The sequence below is a fragment of the Sphingomonas sp. 1185 genome, from assembly GCF_040544655.1.
GTDB lineage: Bacteria > Pseudomonadota > Alphaproteobacteria > Sphingomonadales > Sphingomonadaceae > Sphingomonas.
The window spans coordinates 215,555-235,006 of record NZ_JBEPKL010000003.1; the positions used below are offsets into that span (position 1 = coordinate 215,555).

Here is a 19,452-nt window from a genome sequence, read left to right on the forward strand (position 1 = left end):
GGAGGCGGCTCTGCCGGGGCGCCGCCTTCAGGCGGGCAGTAGCATCCGGGCCAGTTGGGCGAACCACGCGATGCCAGAGGGAATGATCGCATCGTTGAAGTCATAGCCGGGGTGATGCAACGGCTGGGCATGGCCATCGTCGCGCTGCCCGAGCCACAGATACGCGCCCGGCCGCGCCCGCAGCATGAAGGCGAAATCCTCCGAGGTGAAGGCGGGATCGGCAGCAAGCTGCGCATCCGGGCACACCGCGCGAGCCGCCGCCAGCGCGATGTCGGCGCTGTCGGCGTCATTGATCGTCGCGGGGTAGTAGCGGATATAATCGACCGACACCTGCGTCTCGCTCACCCGCGCCACACCTTCGCAGATCGCCCGCAGCGACTCCTCGATGCGGTCCTGCACCGCCGCCGAGAAGGTGCGCACGGTGCCGGTCAGCCTCACCTCCGCCGGGATGACATTGTGCGAATCCCCGCCGGTGACCTTCGTGACCGACAGCACCGCGCTTTCGGTAGGGGCGACGCGGCGCGCGACGATCGTGTTCAACTCGCCGATCAGGGTGGCAGCGGCCAGTATGGCATCCGGCGTCTGGTGCGGCATGGCGGCATGACCGCCGCGCCCCGAAATGGTGATGTCGAAGCGGTCCGCCGCCGCCATGATCGGTCCGTGCCGCGTCCGGGCGCTGCCCAGCGGCAGGTCGGGCCAATTGTGGAGCGCGAACACCCGGTCGCAGGGGAACCGGTCGAATAGCCCGTCACGCACCATCGCATCCGCACCACCCAGCCCTTCCTCGGCAGGCTGGAAGATGAAATGGATCGTGCCGGAGAAATCGCGGGTCCGCGCCAGGAACCGCGCCGCCCCGATCAGCGTCGCGCTGTGCCCGTCATGGCCGCAGCCATGAAAGACGCCCGGCGTCGTGCTGGCATAGGGCAGGCCCGTCGCTTCTACGAAGGGCAGCGCATCCATGTCCGCGCGGAAACCGATCGCACCGTTGCCGGGGCCGTGACGCAGCGTGCCGACGATCCCCGTGCCGCCGATCCCGGTTGTCACCTCTAACCCCGCGGACCGGAGCGCATCGGCGACGATCCCTGCGGTGCGATGCTCGTGAAAGCCCAGTTCCGGATGCGCATGAAGATCACGCCGAAGCGCGATGAGATGACCGAGTTCCTGGGCGTCGATGGGCATAAGCAGACCTTCCGGCAACGTCAGCCGCGATCCTCGAACAAGGTTTCGATAGGGTCGTAACGCTTCACGATCGGCGACTTGAGGACGATGTAGCTGAAATATTTCTCGATCCCGAAATCGCTTTCGAGAATGGACTCGATCAGTTCCTGATATTGGGAGACATTGCGCGTGATGAACTTGATCAGATAATCATATCCACCGCTGACCAGATGACATTCCACGATCTCGGGCACATTGCGTGCGCGTTGTTCGAAACGGGAAAAGTCGCCGGTGCGATGATCCTTCAACGTCACCTCGGTAAAGACGGTCAGCGTCTCGCCCAGCTTGGCGAGCGCGACATGCGCGCCATAGCCGGTGATATAGCCCGCCTTCTCCAGCCGCTTGACCCGCGACAGGCAGGGGCTGGGCGACAAGCCCACCGCATCGGCCAGGTCGACATTGGTGATCCGCCCGTTGCGCTGCAGCTGCGCCAGAATACGAAAGTCCAGTCGATCAAGTTTGGGCGCTGACGTCATGGTGGCGGATATACCCCTTCATTCCCCGTACGAACCGCGATCATCGCAGCGCGGCCCGCACCTGCTGTTGCTCGGCGACATCATCCAACGTGCGCGTCAACCGCGCAAGCAAGGTCGCCATATCCGCCTCGTCGCAACTGATCGCGGGGGCAAGCCCGATCGTCCCGTCGGCAAAGGCGCGGAAGATGATGCCGCGCGCATAGCCTGCCCTCGCCAACCGGTCGGGCAGGCCCAGTGCCGGGTCGAAGCGCGTCCTGGCGGCCTTGTCGGCGACAAGCTCGATCCCCGCCAGCATCCCCGCCTGTCGCACGTCGCCGACCAGAGGATGATCGGCGACCGCCGCCAGCCCGGCGGCCAGCTGCGGCGCGCGGGCGAGACCGTTGGCGATGATACCGCCTTCGTAAAGGTCGAGCACCGCCATCGCCACCGCCGCCGCGACCGGATGTCCCGAATAGGTGGCGCCATGCCCGATCGGCAGGTGATTGTCGGGACCGTCGGCGATTCCGTCATAGACCTCCGCCGACATCAACACCGCGCCCATCGGCACGTAACCGGCGGTCAGCCCCTTCGCCAGCGTCATCAGGTCGGGCGACACGCCCTCATGCTCGCAGGCGAACATCGGCCCCGTCCGGCCGAAACCGGTAATGACCTCGTCGACGACCAACAGGATGCCGAGTTCGGTGCAGGCCGCGCGAATGGCGGCCAGCCACCCCTTGGGCGGTACGATCACGCCCGCCGAACCCTGCACCGGCTCGGCGAAGAAGGCCGCGACATTCTCCGCCCCAAGCTCGGCAACCTTGTCCTTCAGTGCCGCGACGCTGGCGGCGATCACCGCCGCCGGATCGTCCCCGGCCGCATGGCGATAGGGATAGGGCGCCGGAATGTGATGCTGCCAGCTGTGCGGCAGGTCGAACAGGCGGTGGAAGGCTGGCAGGCCGGTAATGCCCGCGCCATTGGACGACGAACCGTGATAGCCCTTGTCGAGCGCGATGATGTGCTTCTTGGTCGGGCGGCCCCTGGCGTTCCAATAGTGAACGATGAAGCGCAGCGCGGAGTCGACCGAGTCCGATCCCCCTTGCGTGAAGTAAACGCGGTCCAGTCCCTTGGGTGCCAGGCCCGCCAGCCGCTCGGCCAGCCGGATCGCCGGTTCGCTGGCATAGGAGAAATAGCCGGTCGCATAGGGCAGGCGCCGCATCTGTTCGGCGGCCGCCTCGACCACGCTGTCGTGACCATAGCCGATATTGACGCACCATAGCCCGGCAAAGGCATCGAGCAGGCGATGCCCGTCGCTGTCGGTCAGGTACATGCCCTGCCCCTCGGTCAATACGGTCGCACCCCGCGCCTCATGCCCGCGCCATGACGTGACGGGATGGATGAGGTGGCGGCGATCCGCCTCGATCAGCGAATTGGAGAACATGACTGGCCTTATTGTCTTGAATGATGCCAGCTTAGGCGTCCGGTACGGCGGAAGGGGCCGCTCGCCCCTTTTCCGGCATGGGAAGCTGCCGAGTTTTCCGACCCGGCGGCAGATTATGCCGCCCCCGTCCTCAACCGATCGCCGCCGCGATCGCCTTGCCGCATTGCACGGTGTCGGCGGATCCCTTCAGGTCGCGCGTGCGGCCGCCCTCGCTGGCCAGCACCGTCTCGATCGCGGTGACGATGGACGCCGCCGCAGCCGTCTCGCCGAGGTGATCGAGCATCATCGCCGCGCACCAGATCTGGCCGACCGGATTGGCGATCCCCTGCCCGGCGATATCGGGCGCCGAGCCATGGACCGGTTCGAACAGCGACGGAACCGCGCTGTTCGGATTGATGTTGCCGCATGGCGCGATGCCGATCGTGCCGGTGCAGGCCGGGCCCAGATCGGACAGGATGTCACCGAACAGATTGGAGGCGACGACCACGTCGAACCGGTCGGGATTCATCACGAACTGCGCGGCGAGGATGTCGATATGATATTTGTCGGTCCGAACCTCGGGGTATTTCTCCGCCATCTCGGCGACGCGACTGTCCCACCAGGGCATGGTGATCGCGATACCGTTGGATTTGGTGGCGGAGGTCAAATGCCTGGCAGGCCGCTTCTGCGCCAGTTCGAACGCATATCGCAATATGCGGTCGGTGCCGGTACGGGTCATGACCGTTTCCTGAAGCACCACCTCTCGGTCGGTACCGGGAAAAGCGGTGCCGCCGATCGCGGAATATTCGCCTTCGGTATTCTCCCGCACGATCATCATGTCGATGTCGCCGGGCTTCCGCCCCGCCAAGGGACAGGGCACGCCCGGCATCAGCCGCGCCGGGCGCAGATTGACATATTGGTCATACTCGCGCCGGAACTGGATCAGCGAATCCCACAACGAGATATGATCGGGCACGGTGTCGGGCCAGCCTACCGCGCCGAAGAAGATCGCATCGACACCGCCGATCCGCGCCTTCCAATCCTCGGGCATCATCCGACCGTGGCGGACATAATAGTCGCAACAGGCGAAATCATGCCATTGCTGCTCGACGGTGAAGCCATAGGCCGCCGCCGCCGCCTCCAGTGCGCGCACGCCCTCGGGGACGACTTCCTTGCCGATCCCGTCGCCGGGGATCACCGCAATCCGGTAATGTCTCACAGGCCCTTCAATCCCCCCCAATGGAACGCCTTGGTTTCCAGATATTCCTCGATCCCCTCGCGCCCCCCTTCCCGGCCGAGCCCGGAAGCCTTGATCCCGCCGAACGGCGCCATCTCCATCGCCAGCGCTCCCGTGTTCAGCCCGACCATGCCGAATTCCAGCGCCTCTCCCACGCGCCAGGCTCGGTGCAGGTCGTCGGTATAGAAATAGCTGGCCAAGCCGAACGGCGTCGCATTGGCGAGCGCGACCGCCTCTTCCTCGTCCCGGAAGCGGAAGATCGGGGCGACCGGCCCGAACGTCTCTTCGGAGGCCAGCCGCATGCCGGGCGTCGCTTCGGTCAGTACCACCGGCCGCGCAAACCGCGCATCGCCGCTCACGCCGTCGGGGGCAGCGGCGATATGGGCACCCTTGGCCAGCGCGTCGGCAACATGCTCGGCGACCTTGGTCGTGGCGGCGGCGTTGATCAGCGGACCAATGGTGACCCCCGCCCGCCGCCCATCCCCGACGCACAGGGCGCGCACCGCCTCACCTAGCTTTTCCACGAAACGATCGTGAATGCCGTCCTGCACGAACAGGCGGTTGGCGCAGACGCAGGTCTGTCCGGCGTTGCGGAACTTGGAGGCCATCGCCCCGGCCACCGCCGCATCGACATCGGCATCATCGAACACAATGAAGGGCGCGTTGCCGCCCAGTTCCAGGCTCAACCGCTTCAGCGTGTCCGCGGACTGCCGCATCAGCAGCGCCCCGACGCGCGTCGATCCCGTAAAGGACAGTTTGCGCACCACCGGCGAGGCGGTCAGCGCCGCGCCGATCGCCTGGGGCATGCCGGTGACGATGTTGACGACACCCGCCGGTATCCCCGCGCGTTCGGCCAGCCTGACCAGCGCCAGCGCCGTGAAGGGCGTGAGCTCGGACGGCTTGATGACGACGGTGCACCCCGCCGCGAGCGCGCGCGCGACCTTGCGGGTGATCATCGCGGCGGGGAAATTCCACGGAGTGATCGCTGCGCACACGCCCACGGGCTCGCGGGTCGCCAGGATGCGGCGGTCGGTGGTCGGCGCGGGGATCATGTGCCCGGCGATCCGCCGCCCCTCGCCCGCAAACCATTTGACGAAACTGGCGGCATAGCCGATTTCCCCCTTCGCCTCGGCCAGCGGCTTGCCCTGCTCGGCGGTCATGATCGCGGCCAGTGCATCGACATGGTCGAGGATCAGCCGGTGCCATGCCTCGAGCAGGGTCGCGCGATCGTCCGCCGTGCGGCGCCGCCATCCGGGCAACGCGGCGGCGGCGGCGGCGATCGCCGCCTCGGTCTCGGCCGCCCCCGCCGCCGGGATCGTCCCGATCGTCTCGCCGGTCGCCGGATCGGTCACCTCGAGCGTCGCGCCGTCGTTCGCGCCCGTCCAGGCTCCATCGATCAGCATCGTCTCGATCAGCAAGCCGGTCGCGCGCAGGTCCTGAGCGTTCAGCATAGCGCTTGGCTCACGATCGCAAAGGCGGTGCCGGGTGCGGTGCCTCGCGGCTCCCCGCCCCGTACCATCGTCACCACCCGGCCGACGCGGACCAGCCCCAGTTCCTCCAGCCACGCCCCGAGCCCGCTATCGCCCGGAATGTCCAGCCGGATGAATTCGCCGCTGCGCGATCCGATCCACTGTGCGATCAATGCCTTGGCGCGGGTCGCGTCGGGCGCGATCACCGGCCCGACGACATAGCCGCGTCCGAACCGGCGGAAAAGCGCCGCCCCGGTCACCGTATCGCCATGCGTCAGCACGACGCCGTGCGCCTTCTCGCGCAACAGCGTCATGACCGACGGACGATCGAGGCCGGTCGCCGCGTGGACCAACGAGTCGACGACCGCGCCGTCGCGCTCCCCCATCGGCCGGATACGCTCCCCCGGCTCCAGTGGAACCAGCGGGGCCTGAAACGCCGCCCCCTGATGCTGGAGGATTTCACCGACGCCGCGAAAGCCGAGCTTGCGATAGAGCGGCAGCCCATCCTCGGTCGCGTTCAGCATGATTGCCGCGTCGGGGCCCAGCGCGGCCGCAATCTGGTCGAGCACCGCGTCCATCACGATCCGGCCGAGGCCAGCCCCGCGATGACGGCGCGAGACGATCACCATGCCCAGCGTCGCGGTGGCCGGACCGGCCCGCCACCACATCGTCGTGCCGATGATCTCGCCGTTCAGCTCCGCCACCGTGCCGGAGCCCACGGCCAGCATGTCGGCAAGATCCTCCGCCCGGTGCGGCCATTGTTCGGCCTTGGCCAGCAGGTGCAGCGCGGCGACATCCTGCGGGGTCATGGCGCGAAGCCGCATCGTGCGATGCTCGACCTCGGCAGGGGGCAATTCGGCGCTTGTTGGCATGGTTTTTCGTTCCATCGAAATCCTCTCCCATTCTTTTATCGCAACCATGATGCAGGAGGTGCGTCGCTCACCGCCTTCCGAAGCATTTCACGTGTGATTTGGATGCCTGCACGGAATATCCTGCCGCATCGGGTATCACACCCCCATATCGCTGGCCCCGGCGCCTCTCGCGGCGGTTTCCCGTTGAGAAGGGTGCGGTATGCTGTGCGGTCCCGTCGGGTCGGATCGGCACATAAGACCGGCCGACGACGCAACTAAAGTGATACCATGCCGACGCAGCGTAGCAGACTATGCCGCGTCGGAGCCGCGTCGGGCGGCCCGGCGCCGGGGGGACGCGAAACCGCACGATGATGCTGGAATCCTATTGGTTGGATAGCGGCGAACGCTTTGCGCAGGATGGGGTGCCACCGCTCCCCGCCCGGGCGACGGTCGTGGTCGTCGGAGGCGGGTTCACCGGCCTTTCGGCCGCCCGCCAGCTGGCGATGGCAGGGACGCAGGTGACCCTGATCGAGGCGGGGCGTATCGCGTGCGAAGCATCGGGCCGCAATGGCGGCCAGTGCAACAACGGTATTGCGGGCGACTTCGCCGCGCTCAGCGCGCGCTTCGGGGCTCAGCGCGCCACCGACCTCTATCGCGCCTTCGACGCCGGGGTCGAACGTGTGGAGGCCATCGTGAAGGAGGAAGCCATTGCCTGCGACTTCACCCGCAACGGCAAGCTGAAACTGGCCGACAAGCCCGACCATGCCGTCAAGCTCGCCCGCTCCGCCGAGCTGCTGGCGCAGACGGTGGAGCCGGACATCCGCCTGCTCGACCGCAGCCAGCTGGTCGGGGAAATCCGTTCCGATGCCTTCCATGGCGGGCTGGTCTTCCCGCGCAGCGCCTCCCTCCATATGGGCCGCTTCGCCGCAGGGCTGGCGCGCGCCGCGACCCGCCACGGTGCCAGGCTATATGAGAATACGCCGCTGACCGGGCTGTCGCGGGTGCCGGGCGGACGGCACAAGCTGGTCACGCCGCGCGGTACGATCATTGCGGATGACGTCCTGCTGGCGACGGGCGCGTCGATGTCCGGGCCGTTCCGCTGGCTGCGGCGGCGGATCGTGCCGATCGGCAGCTTCATCGTCGCAACCGATCCGCTAGGGGATCTGGCCGACACGATCATGCCGGGACGGCGCAACGGGACAACGACACGCAACATCGGCAATTATTTCCGCCTGACCGCCGACAACCGGCTGATCTTCGGCGGCCGCGCCCGCTTCGCGCTCTCGACCCCGCGCAACGACGTGCGCAGCGGAGCCATCCTCGCGGCGCGGATGCGCGAGATCTTTCCCGAACTGGCGGGGGTCCGCATCGCCCATAATTGGGGCGGGATCGTCGACCTGACCGCCGACCGCCTGCCGCGCGCGGGAGTTCGCGACGGGGTGCATTATGCGATGGGCTATAGCGGCCATGGCACGCAGATTTCGGTGCTGATGGGCGAGGTGATGGCGCGGATCATGACCGGGGCCAGCCCCGCCGAGGCCAATCCCTTCCACGGCATCGACTGGCCAGCAGTCCCGGGGCATTTCGGACCGCCCTGGTTCCTTCCGCTGGTCGGGGCCTATTACCGCTATCAGGACTGGCGGCATTGATCGGGCGGCGCGACGCAATCCGCCTGATCGGTGGCGGCGGCCTGTCGCTGGGCCTGAACGCATGCGGCTTTACGCCCGCGCGTCCCGAACCAGCGGGCGGGCGGTTGCGGGTGGCGGTCGCGGTCAGTTCGACCGCCGACACGATGGACCCGGCGCGCCAGACGGTGGTGTCCGACTTCTGCCGCTGCGCGATGGTCTATGACGGGCTGACCCGGCTGGACGCACGGTCCCGCCCCCAATTCGCGCTGGCCGAAGCGATAGAGAGCCAGGATTCGCGCGACTGGTCGATCCGGTTGCGGCGTGGCGTGCGTTTCCACGACGGATCGCCACTCACCGCCGCGGATGTCGTCTACTCGCTGAACCGCCATCTCGACCCGGCAGTGGGGTCGAAAGCGCGAATTTTCGCCCAGCAATTCGCATCGGTCCGCGCCGATGGGCCGGATCATGTCCGCCTTGTCCTGGAAAGCGCCAATTCCGACCTGCCGACGATCCTGGGCATATCGCAATTCCAGATCGTCCGCGACGGTACCCGCGACTTCCGCCATCCGGTCGGCACCGGACCGATGCGCATGGTCGAGTTCGCACCCGGCGTGCGCTCGCTCGCGGTGCGCTGGCCCGACTATTGGCGGCGCAAGGTGCGGCTGGGCGAGATCGAACTCTTCTCCATTTCGGACGACAGCGCGCGGATCAATGCGCTGCTGTCGGGCGATGTCGACCTGATCCACGCGATCAATCCGCGTATCGCCCATCATCTGGAGCATGCGGGCTTCGACCTGCTGGTGACCAGGTCCGGCGGCTATACCAACCTGATCGCCCGGCTGGACCGGGGGCCGACCAGCCATCCGGATTTTGTGGCAGGCCTGAAGCTGCTGCTGGACCGCGAGACGATGCGCAATGCCATTTTCCGCGGCTATGCGACGATCGGCAACGACCAGCCGATCGCGCCCACCAATCCCTATTTCGACCCCAGCGTGCCGCAGCGCGCCTTCGACCCGGACCGCGCCCGCCATCATTTCGCGCGAGCCGGGATGATCGGCGCGCGCCTGCCCATCGTCACCTCGACGGCGGCGGACAAGTCGGACGACATGGCCGTGCTGATCCAGAATGCCGGGCGACGCGCAGGGGTCCGGTTCGATATCCGGCGCGTGCCTTCCGATGGTTACTGGACGAACAGCTGGATGAAGGTCCCGCTGGGCTTCGGCAACGTCAACGCCCGTCCGACGGCGGATATCATCTTCACCCAGTTCTTTGCCTCCGACGCGCCGTGGAACGAGAGTGGGTGGAAGAACACGCGTTTCGACAGCCTGCTTCGGGCCGCGCGCGGCGAGACGGACGAGGCACGCCGCAAGTCGCTCTATGGCGAGATGCAGCATCTGGTCCATGACCAGGCGGGCATCGGCATTCCGCTGTTCCTCAGCTCGCTCGATGCGCACAACCCGAGGGTGAAGGGCCTGCGACCCATGCCGCAGGGGGGATTGATGGGTTTCGACTTTGCCGCCGACGCATGGATGGAGGGCGCATGATCCACTCCCCCCTCATGGTGCTGATCGGCCGCCGGGTGGCTGCGGCGCTGGCGACGCTGATATTCGTGTCGCTGGCGGTGTTCGCCATCGCACAGCTGATGGAGGGCGATGTGGCCGAGGCGATACTGGGCCAGAGCGCTACGCCCGAGGCACTGGCGGGCCTGCGCCAGGCCATGCATCTCGACCAGCCCGCCTGGCGACGATATCTGGAATGGGCGGGCGGCGTATTGACCGGCGACCTGGGCCACTCCCTGATCACCGGCCTGCCGATGCGCGAGATGATCGGGACGCGATTGGTCAATTCGCTGACGCTGGCCGGGCTGACCGCACTGGTGTCGGTACCGCTGGCCCTGGCGCTGGGCATCATGGCGGCGGTCAGGCGGGGTACCGCATTCGACCGGGCTATCAGCATCGCGACGATCGGCATCGTGTCCGTACCGGAATTCCTGATCGCGACGCTGGCGGTCATGCTCTTCGCGGTGACGCTGCGCTGGCTCCCCGCCCTGACCTCCACCCGCGACGTTCATTCGATCTGGGACCTGGTCCGGGTCTTCGCGCTGCCGGTATTCAGCCTTGCCTGTTTCGTCATGGCGCAGATGGTCCGCATGACCCGCGCGGCGGTGATCGACGCGCTCGACACGTCCTATTGCGAGGCCGCGCGGCTGAAGGGCTGCTCACCGGCCCGCGTGGTACTGCGCCATGCCTTGCCCAATGCCATCGGGCCGATCGCCAATGCGATCGCGCTCAGCCTGTCTGCCTTGCTGGGGGGCGTCATCGTGGTCGAGATCATCTTCAACTATCCCGGCATCGCGCGACTGATGGTGGATGCGGTCGCCACCCGCGACCTGCCGCTGGTCCAGGCGGTCGCGATCATCTTCTGCACCGCCTATCTGATCCTGGTGACGACCGCCGATGTGGTTACGATCCTGGCCAATCCCCGGCTGCGTCACCGATGAGGAGGTTCACGACCAGCGGCCGGATCGGCCTGACCCTCGTATCCGCATGGATCCTCGTCGCGCTGCTCGGCCCCGGCATCGCGCCCCATGGCGTGGGCGAGGTCGTGCATCTCGACGTGTTCGACGGGGTCAGCCGTCGCTTCCCGCTGGGCACCGACTATCTGGGTCGCGATATGCTCAGCCGGGTGCTGTACGGCGCGCGCTATACCGTCCTCATCGCCTTTGTCGCGACCAGCATCGCAGCGATGTCGGGCATCCTGCTTGGCCTGGCCGCCGCGGCCGGCGGGTGGATCGACATGGCCCTGTCGCGGGCCTTCGACATCATTATCGCCATCCCCAGCCTGATGCTGGCGCTGGTGGTGATCGCGGCGACCGGCGCTTCGATACCCGTGCTGATCGGCACGCTGGCGATCATCTATACCCCCGGTGCCTTCCGCACCGCCCGCGCGCTGGCGGTGGGCGTCATGGCGCTGGATTTCGTCGCCGCCGCCCGCGCCCGCGGCGAGCGTCTGCCCTATATCGTCGTGCGGGAGGTGCTGCCCAACGTCACCGGCCCCCTCGCCGCCGATTTTGGTCTGCGCTTCGTGTTCATCGTCCTGCTTCTCAGTGGCCTGTCCTTTCTGGGCCTGGGTGTCCAGCCGCCCCAGGCGGACCTGGGCGCGCTGGTTCGCGAGAATATCGCCGGGCTGGGCTTCGGCGCGCCCGCCGTGCTGTTCCCGGCGGTGGCGATCGCTTCCCTTACGATAGGAATGAACCTGGTGATCGACTCCCTTCCCCGACGGCGGCGGCGATGACCGACGTGCCGCTTGCCCGCATCGACCATCTGCGCATCACCGCCGTCGGCGAAGACGGACGCGAGATCGTCATCGTACCCGATGTCAGCCTGTCGATCACAAAGGGCGAGGTGCTGGCCCTGATCGGAGAGTCGGGGTCGGGCAAGACGACCATCGCCCTGTCGCTGCTCGGCTATGCGCGTCCCGGCTGCCGGATCGCGGGCGGCGTGATCGAGGTCGCCGGCCACCGGCTCGATGGCGCGACGCCCGAACAGCTGCGTCAGGTGCGTGGCCGCACCGTCGCCTATGTGGCACAGAGCGCCGCCGCCGCATTCAATCCTTCGCTGACCATCATGGCGCAGGTGATCGAGCCCGCGCTGATCCACGGTACGCTCGACCGCGCCGCCGCCGAGGAAAAGGCCAAGGCTCTGTTTCGCCGCCTCGCGCTCCCCGACCCCGATGGCGTCGGCGCACGCTATCCGCATCAGGTATCGGGCGGGCAGCTCCAGCGGCTGATGGCGGCGATGGCGCTGATCACCGACCCTGCCCTCGTCATCTTCGACGAACCGACCACCGCGCTCGACGTCACGACCCAGATCGAGGTACTGAAGGCGTTCAAGGACGCGGTGCGAGATCTGGGAACTACCGCCGTCTATGTCACCCACGACCTTTCGGTCGTCGCCCAGATCGCCGACCGCATCGCGGTACTGCGCGGCGGCGAGGTGCAGGAACTGGGAACGACCCGGCAGATCCTGTTCGCCCCGCGCCACAGCTATGCGCAGGCGCTGGTCGCGGCCGCCGCGCCCCGAGCCCGCATCGTCCCGCCACCGACCGACGAAGCGCCGCTGCTCGATATGTGGGGAATCGTCGCGGGTTATGGGGGGACGGGGCCGGACGGCGCGCCTCGGACCAAAATCCTCGACGGGATCGATGTCTCGATCCGGCGTGGCCAGGTGCTAGGCGTCATCGGCGAATCCGGCTGTGGCAAGAGCACGCTCGCGCGGGTGGCGGCAGGGCTACACGCGCCCTCGACGGGCCGCATCCTGCTGAACGGCCATCCTCTCGCACCGCTCGTCCGGCACCGGTCACGCGACGAGCTTCGCCGGGTGCAGATGGTTTTCCAGAGCGCCGACACCGCGCTCAACCCGTCGGTCAGCATCGGTGCTGCCATTGCCCGGCCGCTGGCCTTCTATCACGGGCTGGACCGACGATCGGCCAAGGCGGAGGTGGCGCGCCTGCTCGACCTTGTCCGCCTGCCCGCATCGCTCGCCGACCGCTTGCCCGGCGAACTGTCCGGTGGGCAGAAGCAGCGGGCCAATCTCGCCCGCGCGCTGGCGGCACGCCCCGACCTGCTACTGTGCGACGAAGTGACCTCGGCGCTCGACCCGGTCATCGCGGAGGCCGTGCTCGACCTGCTTGTCGAGCTGCGCCGCGAACTCGGGCTCGCCTATATGTTCATCACCCACGATCTCGAGATCGTGCGGGCGATCGCCGATGACGTGCTGGTCCTCTATGCCGGTCGTGTCGCCGAGCAGGTGACGCGCGATGGCCTGGGTCACGGGGCCCACCATCCCTATACGCGGTTGCTGACCGCGTCGGTCCCCGAATTGCGGCCGGGCTGGCTGGAGGAGACACCGGCCCGACAAGCCGGGGCGGCGGGCGCGCGGATGTCGGCAACCGGATGCAGCTTCCACCCGCGCTGCATCCGCGCGAACACCTCCTGCGTCGATACGATGCCGCCGCGCCTGCTGGAGGGGGATCGGCAGATATTCTGCCACCAGTCGCTCGACCTTCTCGCGACGCCCTGAGCGGGCAAGCGGGGCGATACCGTCTTCGGCATCGCCCCGCAAAGCGATCAGGCGACCATCGGCCGCCAGATTGCATAGACCTTTTTCACATGCTCCTGGCTGTCCCACAGACATTGCGCAGCATGTTCCAGCAGGAAGATGTCGCCCTTGGTGAAGGTGCGGCTGGCCCCCGTCTCGTCCTCGAAGGTCACGCTCCCCTCGAGCAGGTGCATCAGCTCGTGATGGCGATAGCGCATCGCGGTGCGGTGATAGGGCGTCGAGTCCCAGGTGCCGCAGATGAATACGCCATCGCTCGACCGATAATCGCTATGGTTGCGGCACGACGGCGTCGGCCCGACCAGCAAGTCGGCGAGCGGCGGACTGGAAGGCGTCAGCTCGGCGCTTTCGTCGATCGGCACGATCCGGTCGGCGGCGGGCGTGTCGGTCGCATAGCGCATCGCAAGTGCGCGCGTGCCGGGCGCCGCTTCCCAGTCAAAGGCCACGCCGCTGGGGATGACCGCACAGCCATCCGCCTCCAGCACCAAGTGGCCCAACCGTATCGAACCCGCCAGCACGATGACGAACTCGTCGCCGGGGAGGCCCGCCTCCGACCCCGCCCCGCCATCGAGCGCGAGCAGGTCGAGCTGGCACGGCCCCTCGACCAGCGGCAGCGCGGTGCGTGCGGTGCGATAGTCCCCCGTGGCGGGCGCTTCGGCCGATGCGGCAAAGGCGCGCAGATCTATGAACGACCGGACATCGGTCGCCACGCTCACAGCCCCACCAGTCGCGGCAGGCCCGCGATGCTCGGAATCTCGTGCACCTGATAATAGCTGTTCAGCGGCTCGTGCCCGCGATTGACGAAAGCCTTGTTCGTAATACCCATGTCATAGGCGGTCATCAGGTCGTACCGGAAGCTGGACGAGACGTGCAGCACATCCTCCGGCCCGCAGCCCAGCTGATCGAACATATACTCGAACGCCTGCATCCGGGGTTTGTAGGCCTGGGCCTCCTCGGCGGTATAGACGGCGTGGAACGGCGCCTCGAGGTTGCGGACGTTCTGCGGGATGAGATCGACCATCGAGTTGGACAGGATGACCAGCGGATACTCCGCCGCGACGCGCTTCAGCGGCTCGACCACGTCCGGGTGCGGCCCCCAGGTCGGGACGGCGGCATAGACGTCGGCCGTGTCGCTATCGCGATATTCGATGCCCCACTTCGCGCAGGTGCGGCGCAGCGATCCTTCCACGACGTCGCGATAAGGCTTCCACGCACCCAGCACCTCGTCGAGGCGATAGGCGGAAAAATCGTCGCAGAACCGGCCCATATCGGCCGCCGCGATCCGATCAGCATAGAGGCGGCGTGCGATCGGAGCCATCTCGAAATAGATCAGCGTGCCATAACAATCGAAGGTGATATATTTTGGACGAAGCATGGTCGGCCCCCTTTGCTGATGTGAATTGCCGAACACGGTGATAGCGGCCGGCGTGCGGCAGAATCGCTCGTTGCAGCCGCGCCGATGCGGCACGACAAGCAACCTTGATAACGTCACAGCATAATATGCTGCGCATTTCCGGTGGCGGATAGCCTGCTGGCGCGCATCCCACGGGGTAAATCGCTGCTCGTGGCGGCCGGACACTGCGGGAATGCCGTTTGCCCCCCGATTTTCGGAAGCGTCTGCCGACCGGTCGCCGCTACACTCCGGTCAGACCTTATCGCGTCGGGAGCGCCTGCTCAGGGGAACGCGGTAGGGCCGGGACGGGTGGGACATGACGAACGACAGAGCGGGACAATTCTATGTCGATGGCGCGTGGTGTGAGCCGGCGACGCCCGCACCCGCAATTCCCGTCACCGACCCGGCGACCGAGAGCCTGATCGGCACCATCGCAGCAGGGTCTGCCGCCGATGTCGACCGGGCGGTCGCCGCCGCCGCCCGCGCCTTTCCTGCTTTTGCGGTCAGTCCGGTCGCGGAACGCATCGCGCTGCTCGGCCGGATCGCCGCTCTGCTGGAAGAACGCGCCGAGGCCTTTGCCCAGGCGATTGCGACCGAAATGGGGGCCGCCATCGGATTTGCCCGCGCGTCGCATGTGCCCTTCGCCATCGCGCATGTCCGCGCTCAGATGGAGGTACTGGCGGACTATCGCTTCGAGCGGCCGGCGGCGGGCTTCACCTTGTGCAAGGAAGCGATCGGCGTCTGCGCGCTCATCACGCCGTGGAACTGGCCGCTCTACCAGATCACGGCCAAGGTCGCGCCCGCTATCGCTGCGGGATGTACGGTCGTCCTGAAGCCCAGCGAATTATCGCCCTATAGCGCGCTGTTGTTTGCAGACGTGATGCACGATGCGGGTACGCCCGCGGGTGTTTTCAATCTGATCGGCGGAACCGGCGAGGCCGTCGGCGCGGCACTGGCGGCGCATCCCGACGTCGCGATGATCTCGATCACCGGCTCGACCCGCGCGGGGGTGCTGGTCGCACAGGCGGCAGCGGTAAGCGTGAAGCGCGTCGTGCAGGAATTGGGTGGCAAGTCACCCAATATCCTGCTGCCCGACGCCGACTTCGCGCAGGCCGTTCCGCGTGGCGTGATGGCCGGAATGCGCAATGTCGGCCAGTCGTGCAGCGCGCCGACCAGGATGTTGGTCCCCGCCGCGCGGCTGGCCGAGGTCGAGCTTCTGGCGGCGAGTGCGGCCGCCGAATGGCGCATAGGCCCGCCCGATGACACGGCGACGACCATGGGCCCTATCGCCAATGCCGCGCAATACGCCCGTGTGCTGGACATGATCGCGGCCGGCCAGGCGGACGGCGCGCGGTTGATCGCGGGTGGCCCCGGCCGCCCCGCCGGGCTCGACCGGGGTTTCTACGTGCAGCCGACGATCTTCTCGGGCGTCACCCGCGACATGCGCATCGCCCGCGAGGAGATTTTCGGACCGGTGCTGTGCATCATGCCTTACGAAAGTGAGGATGAGGCGGTGGCGATCGCCAACGACACGGTCTACGGCTTGGGAGCGCATGTCCAGTCGACCGACCCGGTCCGCGCCAGGGCCATCGCTCGGCGCATCCGATCCGGACAGGTCCATATCAACTACCCCGCCTGGACCGCGCATGCGCCCTTTGGCGGCTACAAACAGTCGGGCAACGGCCGCGAATATGGGGTGCATGGCTTCGAGGAATATCTCGAAACCAAGGCGATCCTGGCCTGAGCGCGCCATGGAAACCAGGATGATCCTAGCCGACGCGTCCAGACCGGTTCCGCCACCGATCACCGAGACACTGGCCACTGTGCAGACGCCGTACCCGTTTCCGAACTGCATCACGGCCATCTGGTCGAAATCGACGCCGTCGCGCTGCTGACGCGCGACTGAGTTTTCCCTTCTCCTGTGGAGAGCATCACCATGGCAAGCATCACGACAGCGGGCCTTGCACCCGATGGGGCCGTATCCCGGCCCCAGTCTTTCAACAGCGTAGCGCGGACGGGCGCGCGATTGGTCGGCATCGACGCGCTGCGCGGCTTCGTCATGGTGCTGATGCTGCTCGACCATGTCCGCGAGGCGTTCCTGCTATGGGTGCCGATCGGCGACCCGGTCGACGCGCTGACCGTCGCGCCTGCATCCTTCTTCAGCCGGATGACCAGCACCCTGTGCGCGCCGGTCTTCGTCGCACTCACCGGACTGGGTGCCTATCTCTATGGCCGGAAGCACAGCCGTGCAGAGACGAGCGCATTCCTGTTCAAGCGCGGTGCGCTGCTCGTCCTGCTCGAACTGACCGTCGTCAATTTCGTTTGGCGTGCCGAATTCCCGCCGACGATCCTGTATCTTCAGGTCATCTGGGCGATCGGGTTGAGCATGATCGTGCTCTCGCTGCTGATCCGCCTGCCGCACGCCGCCATCGTCGCGACCGGATTGGCCATCGTCGCCGGGCATAATCTGCTGAGCCCGATCACCGTGCCCGAGCAGAGCGTGTTCCACACCGTCTGGGCGTTTCTGCACGATCGCGGGACGGTAAGCTTCGGCGGCCTCCCGGTTCGGTTCAGCTATCCGCTGCTGCCGTGGATCGGCGTGATCTGCCTGGGCTGGGGGATCGGGCCGTGGTTCGTCGGTGCCGACGCCATGGCACGGCAGCGGCGGCTGGCGCAGACCGGCGCGCTGATGCTGGTCGGGTTCGTCGTGTTGCGGGCGCTCAACATCTATGGCGACGCCCCCTGGTTCGTGGTGCCCGGTTCGCCGATCCGCACCGTCATGAGCTTCCTCGCGCTGACCAAATATCCGCCCTCGCTGCTGTACGTGATGGCGACGCTGGGCGTCGGGTCGCTTCTGCTGGCGCTGTTCGACCGGGTGGACGACACGCGGGTGATCGGCTGGCTGGCGGTGTTCGGCGGTGCGCCCATGTTCTTCTATCTCCTCCACCTTTATGTCCTGCGCATGATCTACCTGGGCGCGGTTGCGATCTGGGGCATCAATCACGAAACAGTCTTCGGCTTTCCGTCTATCCCGTGGATCTGGCTGATGTGGATCGCGATGATCGTGCCGCTCTACTTCCCGACGCGCTGGTTCTCGAACCTGAAGAAGCGCCGCAAGGACCTTGGCTGGCTGAAATATTTCTGAGCCAGCCCCCCCTTCCCCGGACCCGTTGGAGCCCCGGAATGCCCGCACCCTTGACCCTTGTAGATTCAAGCCCCGCCCTGCCCGACATCGCCGATGTCGTCGTGATCGGCGGCGGTATCGTCGGCTGCTTCACCGCCTATTATCTGGCAAAGCGCGGATTGAAGGTCGCGCTGGTCGAAAAGGGCCGCGTCGGTGGCGAGCAATCCAGCCGCAACTGGGGCTGGTGCCGCCAGCAGAACCGCGATGCGCGCGAACTGCCCATGGCAACCAAGTCGCTCGACCTGTGGGAACAATTCGCTGCCGACACCGGCGAGGCAACCGGGTTCAGCCGTTGTGGGCTGCTCTATCTCAGCGACAATGAAGCCGAGATCGAGGGCTGGGCACGCTGGCGCGATTTCGCCCGGACGGCGGGAGTCACCACCCACATGCTCTCGTCGGCCGAGGCCAGCGAGCGCGGGCGGTTCAGCAACAAGCCGTGGAAGGGTGGCGTCTTCTCCCCGACCGACGGCACCGCCGATCCGTCGCGGGCCGCGCCCGCCGCCGCCCGCGCGCTGATGGCGCTGGGTGGAACGGTGCATCAGAATTGCGCGGTCCGTGGGCTGGAAACCGAAGGCGGGCGCCTTTCCGCCGTGGTCACCGAACGGGGTACGATCCGCACCCGCATCGCGGTGCTGTCGGCGGGCGCCTGGGCTTCGTCCTTCTGCAATCAATATGGCATCCGCTTTCCGCAGGCCACGATCCGCCAGACGGTCATGGCGGTCGGGCCGGGCGAAGACATCTTCCCGGCGGCGATGCACAGCGAGTATATCTCCATGACCCGGCGCGGCGATGGCGGCTATACGCTGTCGATCAGTGGCAGCGGCAAGGTCGATCCCACCCCGCAATTCCTGCGTTTTTCGACCCAGTTCCTGCCGATGTTCCTGCGTCGCTGGCGCAAGCTGTCGCCCGGCGGGCTGGAGGGGGTGCGGTCGGGCCATGAGCGGCTCGTGCGCTGGCGGCTCGACCGGCCGACACCGATGGAGGCGATGCGGATCCTCGATCCCAAGCCCGACCGCGCGGCCGTCGCGCGCACCCATGCCCGCGCGCTCGCGCTGATGCCGCGCCTGTCGGAACGCGTCGTGACCGGGGCCTGGGCGGGCTATGTCGACAGCACCCCAGACGGCGTGCCCGGCATCGGCGAAGTAGACGAACTGCCCGGCCTGATCCTGGCGGCGGGCTTTAGCGGGCATGGCTTCGGCATCGGGCCTGGGGCTGGCCATCTAATCGCCGATATCGTCAGCGGCACCGCACCGATCGTCGACCCCAAACCCTATCATCCAAACCGCTTTCGCGACTCCGCCTGGGGCAAGGTCGCGGAATTCTAGGGCCGATCGACATTCAGAATTGCCTTCCTTCCCTCGCCCCTCACAGAGGGGACTGTTTACATTGGCCGCATTGTGGATTCTTGTCCGTTCCTGTGATTTGAGACGGGGGGATGGAATGCGTTGCCCAAGGTGTGATGGGACTGACCTGATCAAGCGGG

16 protein-coding genes are annotated in these 19,452 nt (G+C 66.9%); 8 read left to right on the top strand and 8 right to left on the bottom strand.

Going from position 1 to position 19,452, the window contains the following annotated elements; all coding sequences use genetic code 11:
• Positions 1–27: 27 nt before the first annotated feature.
• The 6 genes from ABIC44_RS04420 to ABIC44_RS04445 all read right to left on the bottom strand — a co-directional run bounded on the left by ABIC44_RS04420 (position 28) and on the right by ABIC44_RS04445 (position 6,668).
• Positions 28–1,179, bottom strand: coding sequence for a M20 aminoacylase family protein (locus tag ABIC44_RS04420; RefSeq protein ID WP_354293920.1), 1,152 nt, complete (start codon positions 1,177–1,179; stop codon positions 28–30).
• Between the two features lie 20 nt (positions 1,180–1,199).
• Entirely contained in the window at positions 1,200–1,694 is a 495-nt protein-coding gene (locus tag ABIC44_RS04425) for an Lrp/AsnC family transcriptional regulator (protein ID WP_267433172.1), read from the bottom strand.
• 40 nt (positions 1,695–1,734) lie between these two features.
• Positions 1,735–3,111 carry an aminotransferase class III-fold pyridoxal phosphate-dependent enzyme gene (locus ABIC44_RS04430; RefSeq protein WP_354293921.1) on the bottom strand — a complete coding sequence of 459 codons (1,377 nt, stop codon included), beginning with the start codon at positions 3,109–3,111 and terminating at the stop codon, positions 1,735–1,737.
• 130 nt (positions 3,112–3,241) lie between these two features.
• Positions 3,242–4,309, bottom strand: coding sequence for a tartrate dehydrogenase (locus ABIC44_RS04435; protein ID WP_354293922.1), 1,068 nt, complete (start codon positions 4,307–4,309; stop codon positions 3,242–3,244).
• Positions 4,306–5,778 (bottom strand): NAD-dependent succinate-semialdehyde dehydrogenase, encoded by a 1,473-nt coding sequence (locus ABIC44_RS04440; protein WP_354293923.1) that lies wholly within the window; start codon positions 5,776–5,778, stop codon positions 4,306–4,308. Before ABIC44_RS04440 ends, ABIC44_RS04435 begins: the two co-directional genes overlap by 4 nt.
• Positions 5,772–6,668 carry a GNAT family N-acetyltransferase gene (locus ABIC44_RS04445; RefSeq protein WP_354293924.1) on the bottom strand — a complete coding sequence of 299 codons (897 nt, stop codon included), beginning with the start codon at positions 6,666–6,668 and terminating at the stop codon, positions 5,772–5,774. The genes ABIC44_RS04440 and ABIC44_RS04445 overlap by 7 nt, the downstream gene beginning before the upstream one ends.
• Before the next feature lie 347 nt (positions 6,669–7,015).
• Between ABIC44_RS04445 and ABIC44_RS04450 the strand changes: the two genes are divergently transcribed.
• Genes ABIC44_RS04450 through ABIC44_RS04470 form a run of 5 tightly spaced genes read left to right on the top strand, consistent with a single transcriptional unit; the run spans position 7,016 to position 13,356 of the window.
• Positions 7,016–8,296 carry an NAD(P)/FAD-dependent oxidoreductase gene (locus ABIC44_RS04450; protein ID WP_354293925.1) on the top strand — a complete coding sequence of 427 codons (1,281 nt, stop codon included), beginning with the start codon at positions 7,016–7,018 and terminating at the stop codon, positions 8,294–8,296.
• Positions 8,293–9,819: an ABC transporter substrate-binding protein gene (locus ABIC44_RS04455; protein WP_354293926.1), complete on the top strand. Its 1,527-nt coding sequence runs from the start codon at positions 8,293–8,295 to the stop codon at positions 9,817–9,819. Before ABIC44_RS04450 ends, ABIC44_RS04455 begins: the two co-directional genes overlap by 4 nt.
• Positions 9,816–10,775: an ABC transporter permease gene (locus ABIC44_RS04460; protein ID WP_354293927.1), complete on the top strand. Its 960-nt coding sequence runs from the start codon at positions 9,816–9,818 to the stop codon at positions 10,773–10,775. The genes ABIC44_RS04455 and ABIC44_RS04460 overlap by 4 nt, the downstream gene beginning before the upstream one ends.
• Positions 10,772–11,569 carry an ABC transporter permease gene (locus ABIC44_RS04465; protein WP_354293928.1) on the top strand — a complete coding sequence of 266 codons (798 nt, stop codon included), beginning with the start codon at positions 10,772–10,774 and terminating at the stop codon, positions 11,567–11,569. Before ABIC44_RS04460 ends, ABIC44_RS04465 begins: the two co-directional genes overlap by 4 nt.
• A complete protein-coding gene (locus ABIC44_RS04470) occupies positions 11,566–13,356 on the top strand; it encodes an ABC transporter ATP-binding protein (RefSeq protein WP_354293929.1) in 1,791 nt (596 codons plus the stop codon). The genes ABIC44_RS04465 and ABIC44_RS04470 overlap by 4 nt, the downstream gene beginning before the upstream one ends.
• Before the next feature lie 47 nt (positions 13,357–13,403).
• On the opposite strand, the gene ABIC44_RS04475 is transcribed toward ABIC44_RS04470, so the two are convergent.
• Together ABIC44_RS04475 and ABIC44_RS04480 are read right to left on the bottom strand one after the other, a co-directional pair.
• Positions 13,404–14,102, bottom strand: a complete 699-nt coding sequence (locus tag ABIC44_RS04475; RefSeq protein WP_354293930.1) for a cupin domain-containing protein — start codon at positions 14,100–14,102, stop codon at positions 13,404–13,406.
• 2 nt (positions 14,103–14,104) lie between these two features.
• Positions 14,105–14,767, bottom strand: coding sequence for a haloacid dehalogenase type II (locus ABIC44_RS04480; RefSeq protein ID WP_354293932.1), 663 nt, complete (start codon positions 14,765–14,767; stop codon positions 14,105–14,107).
• A gap of 334 nt (positions 14,768–15,101) precedes the next feature.
• Between ABIC44_RS04480 and ABIC44_RS04485 the strand changes: the two genes are divergently transcribed.
• The 3 genes from ABIC44_RS04485 to ABIC44_RS04495 all read left to right on the top strand — a co-directional run bounded on the left by ABIC44_RS04485 (position 15,102) and on the right by ABIC44_RS04495 (position 19,294).
• On the top strand, positions 15,102–16,529 hold the full coding sequence (locus ABIC44_RS04485; protein ID WP_354293934.1) for an aldehyde dehydrogenase family protein: 1,428 nt from the start codon (positions 15,102–15,104) through the stop codon (positions 16,527–16,529).
• Positions 16,530–16,721: 192 nt separating this feature from the next.
• Positions 16,722–17,930 (top strand): acetyltransferase domain-containing protein, encoded by a 1,209-nt coding sequence (locus tag ABIC44_RS04490; protein WP_354293936.1) that lies wholly within the window; start codon positions 16,722–16,724, stop codon positions 17,928–17,930.
• A 38-nt stretch (positions 17,931–17,968) separates the two neighbouring features.
• Complete coding sequence (locus ABIC44_RS04495) at positions 17,969–19,294, top strand: NAD(P)/FAD-dependent oxidoreductase (RefSeq protein WP_354293938.1); 1,326 nt, start codon at positions 17,969–17,971, stop codon at positions 19,292–19,294.
• The last annotated feature ends 158 nt before the right edge of the window (positions 19,295–19,452 follow it).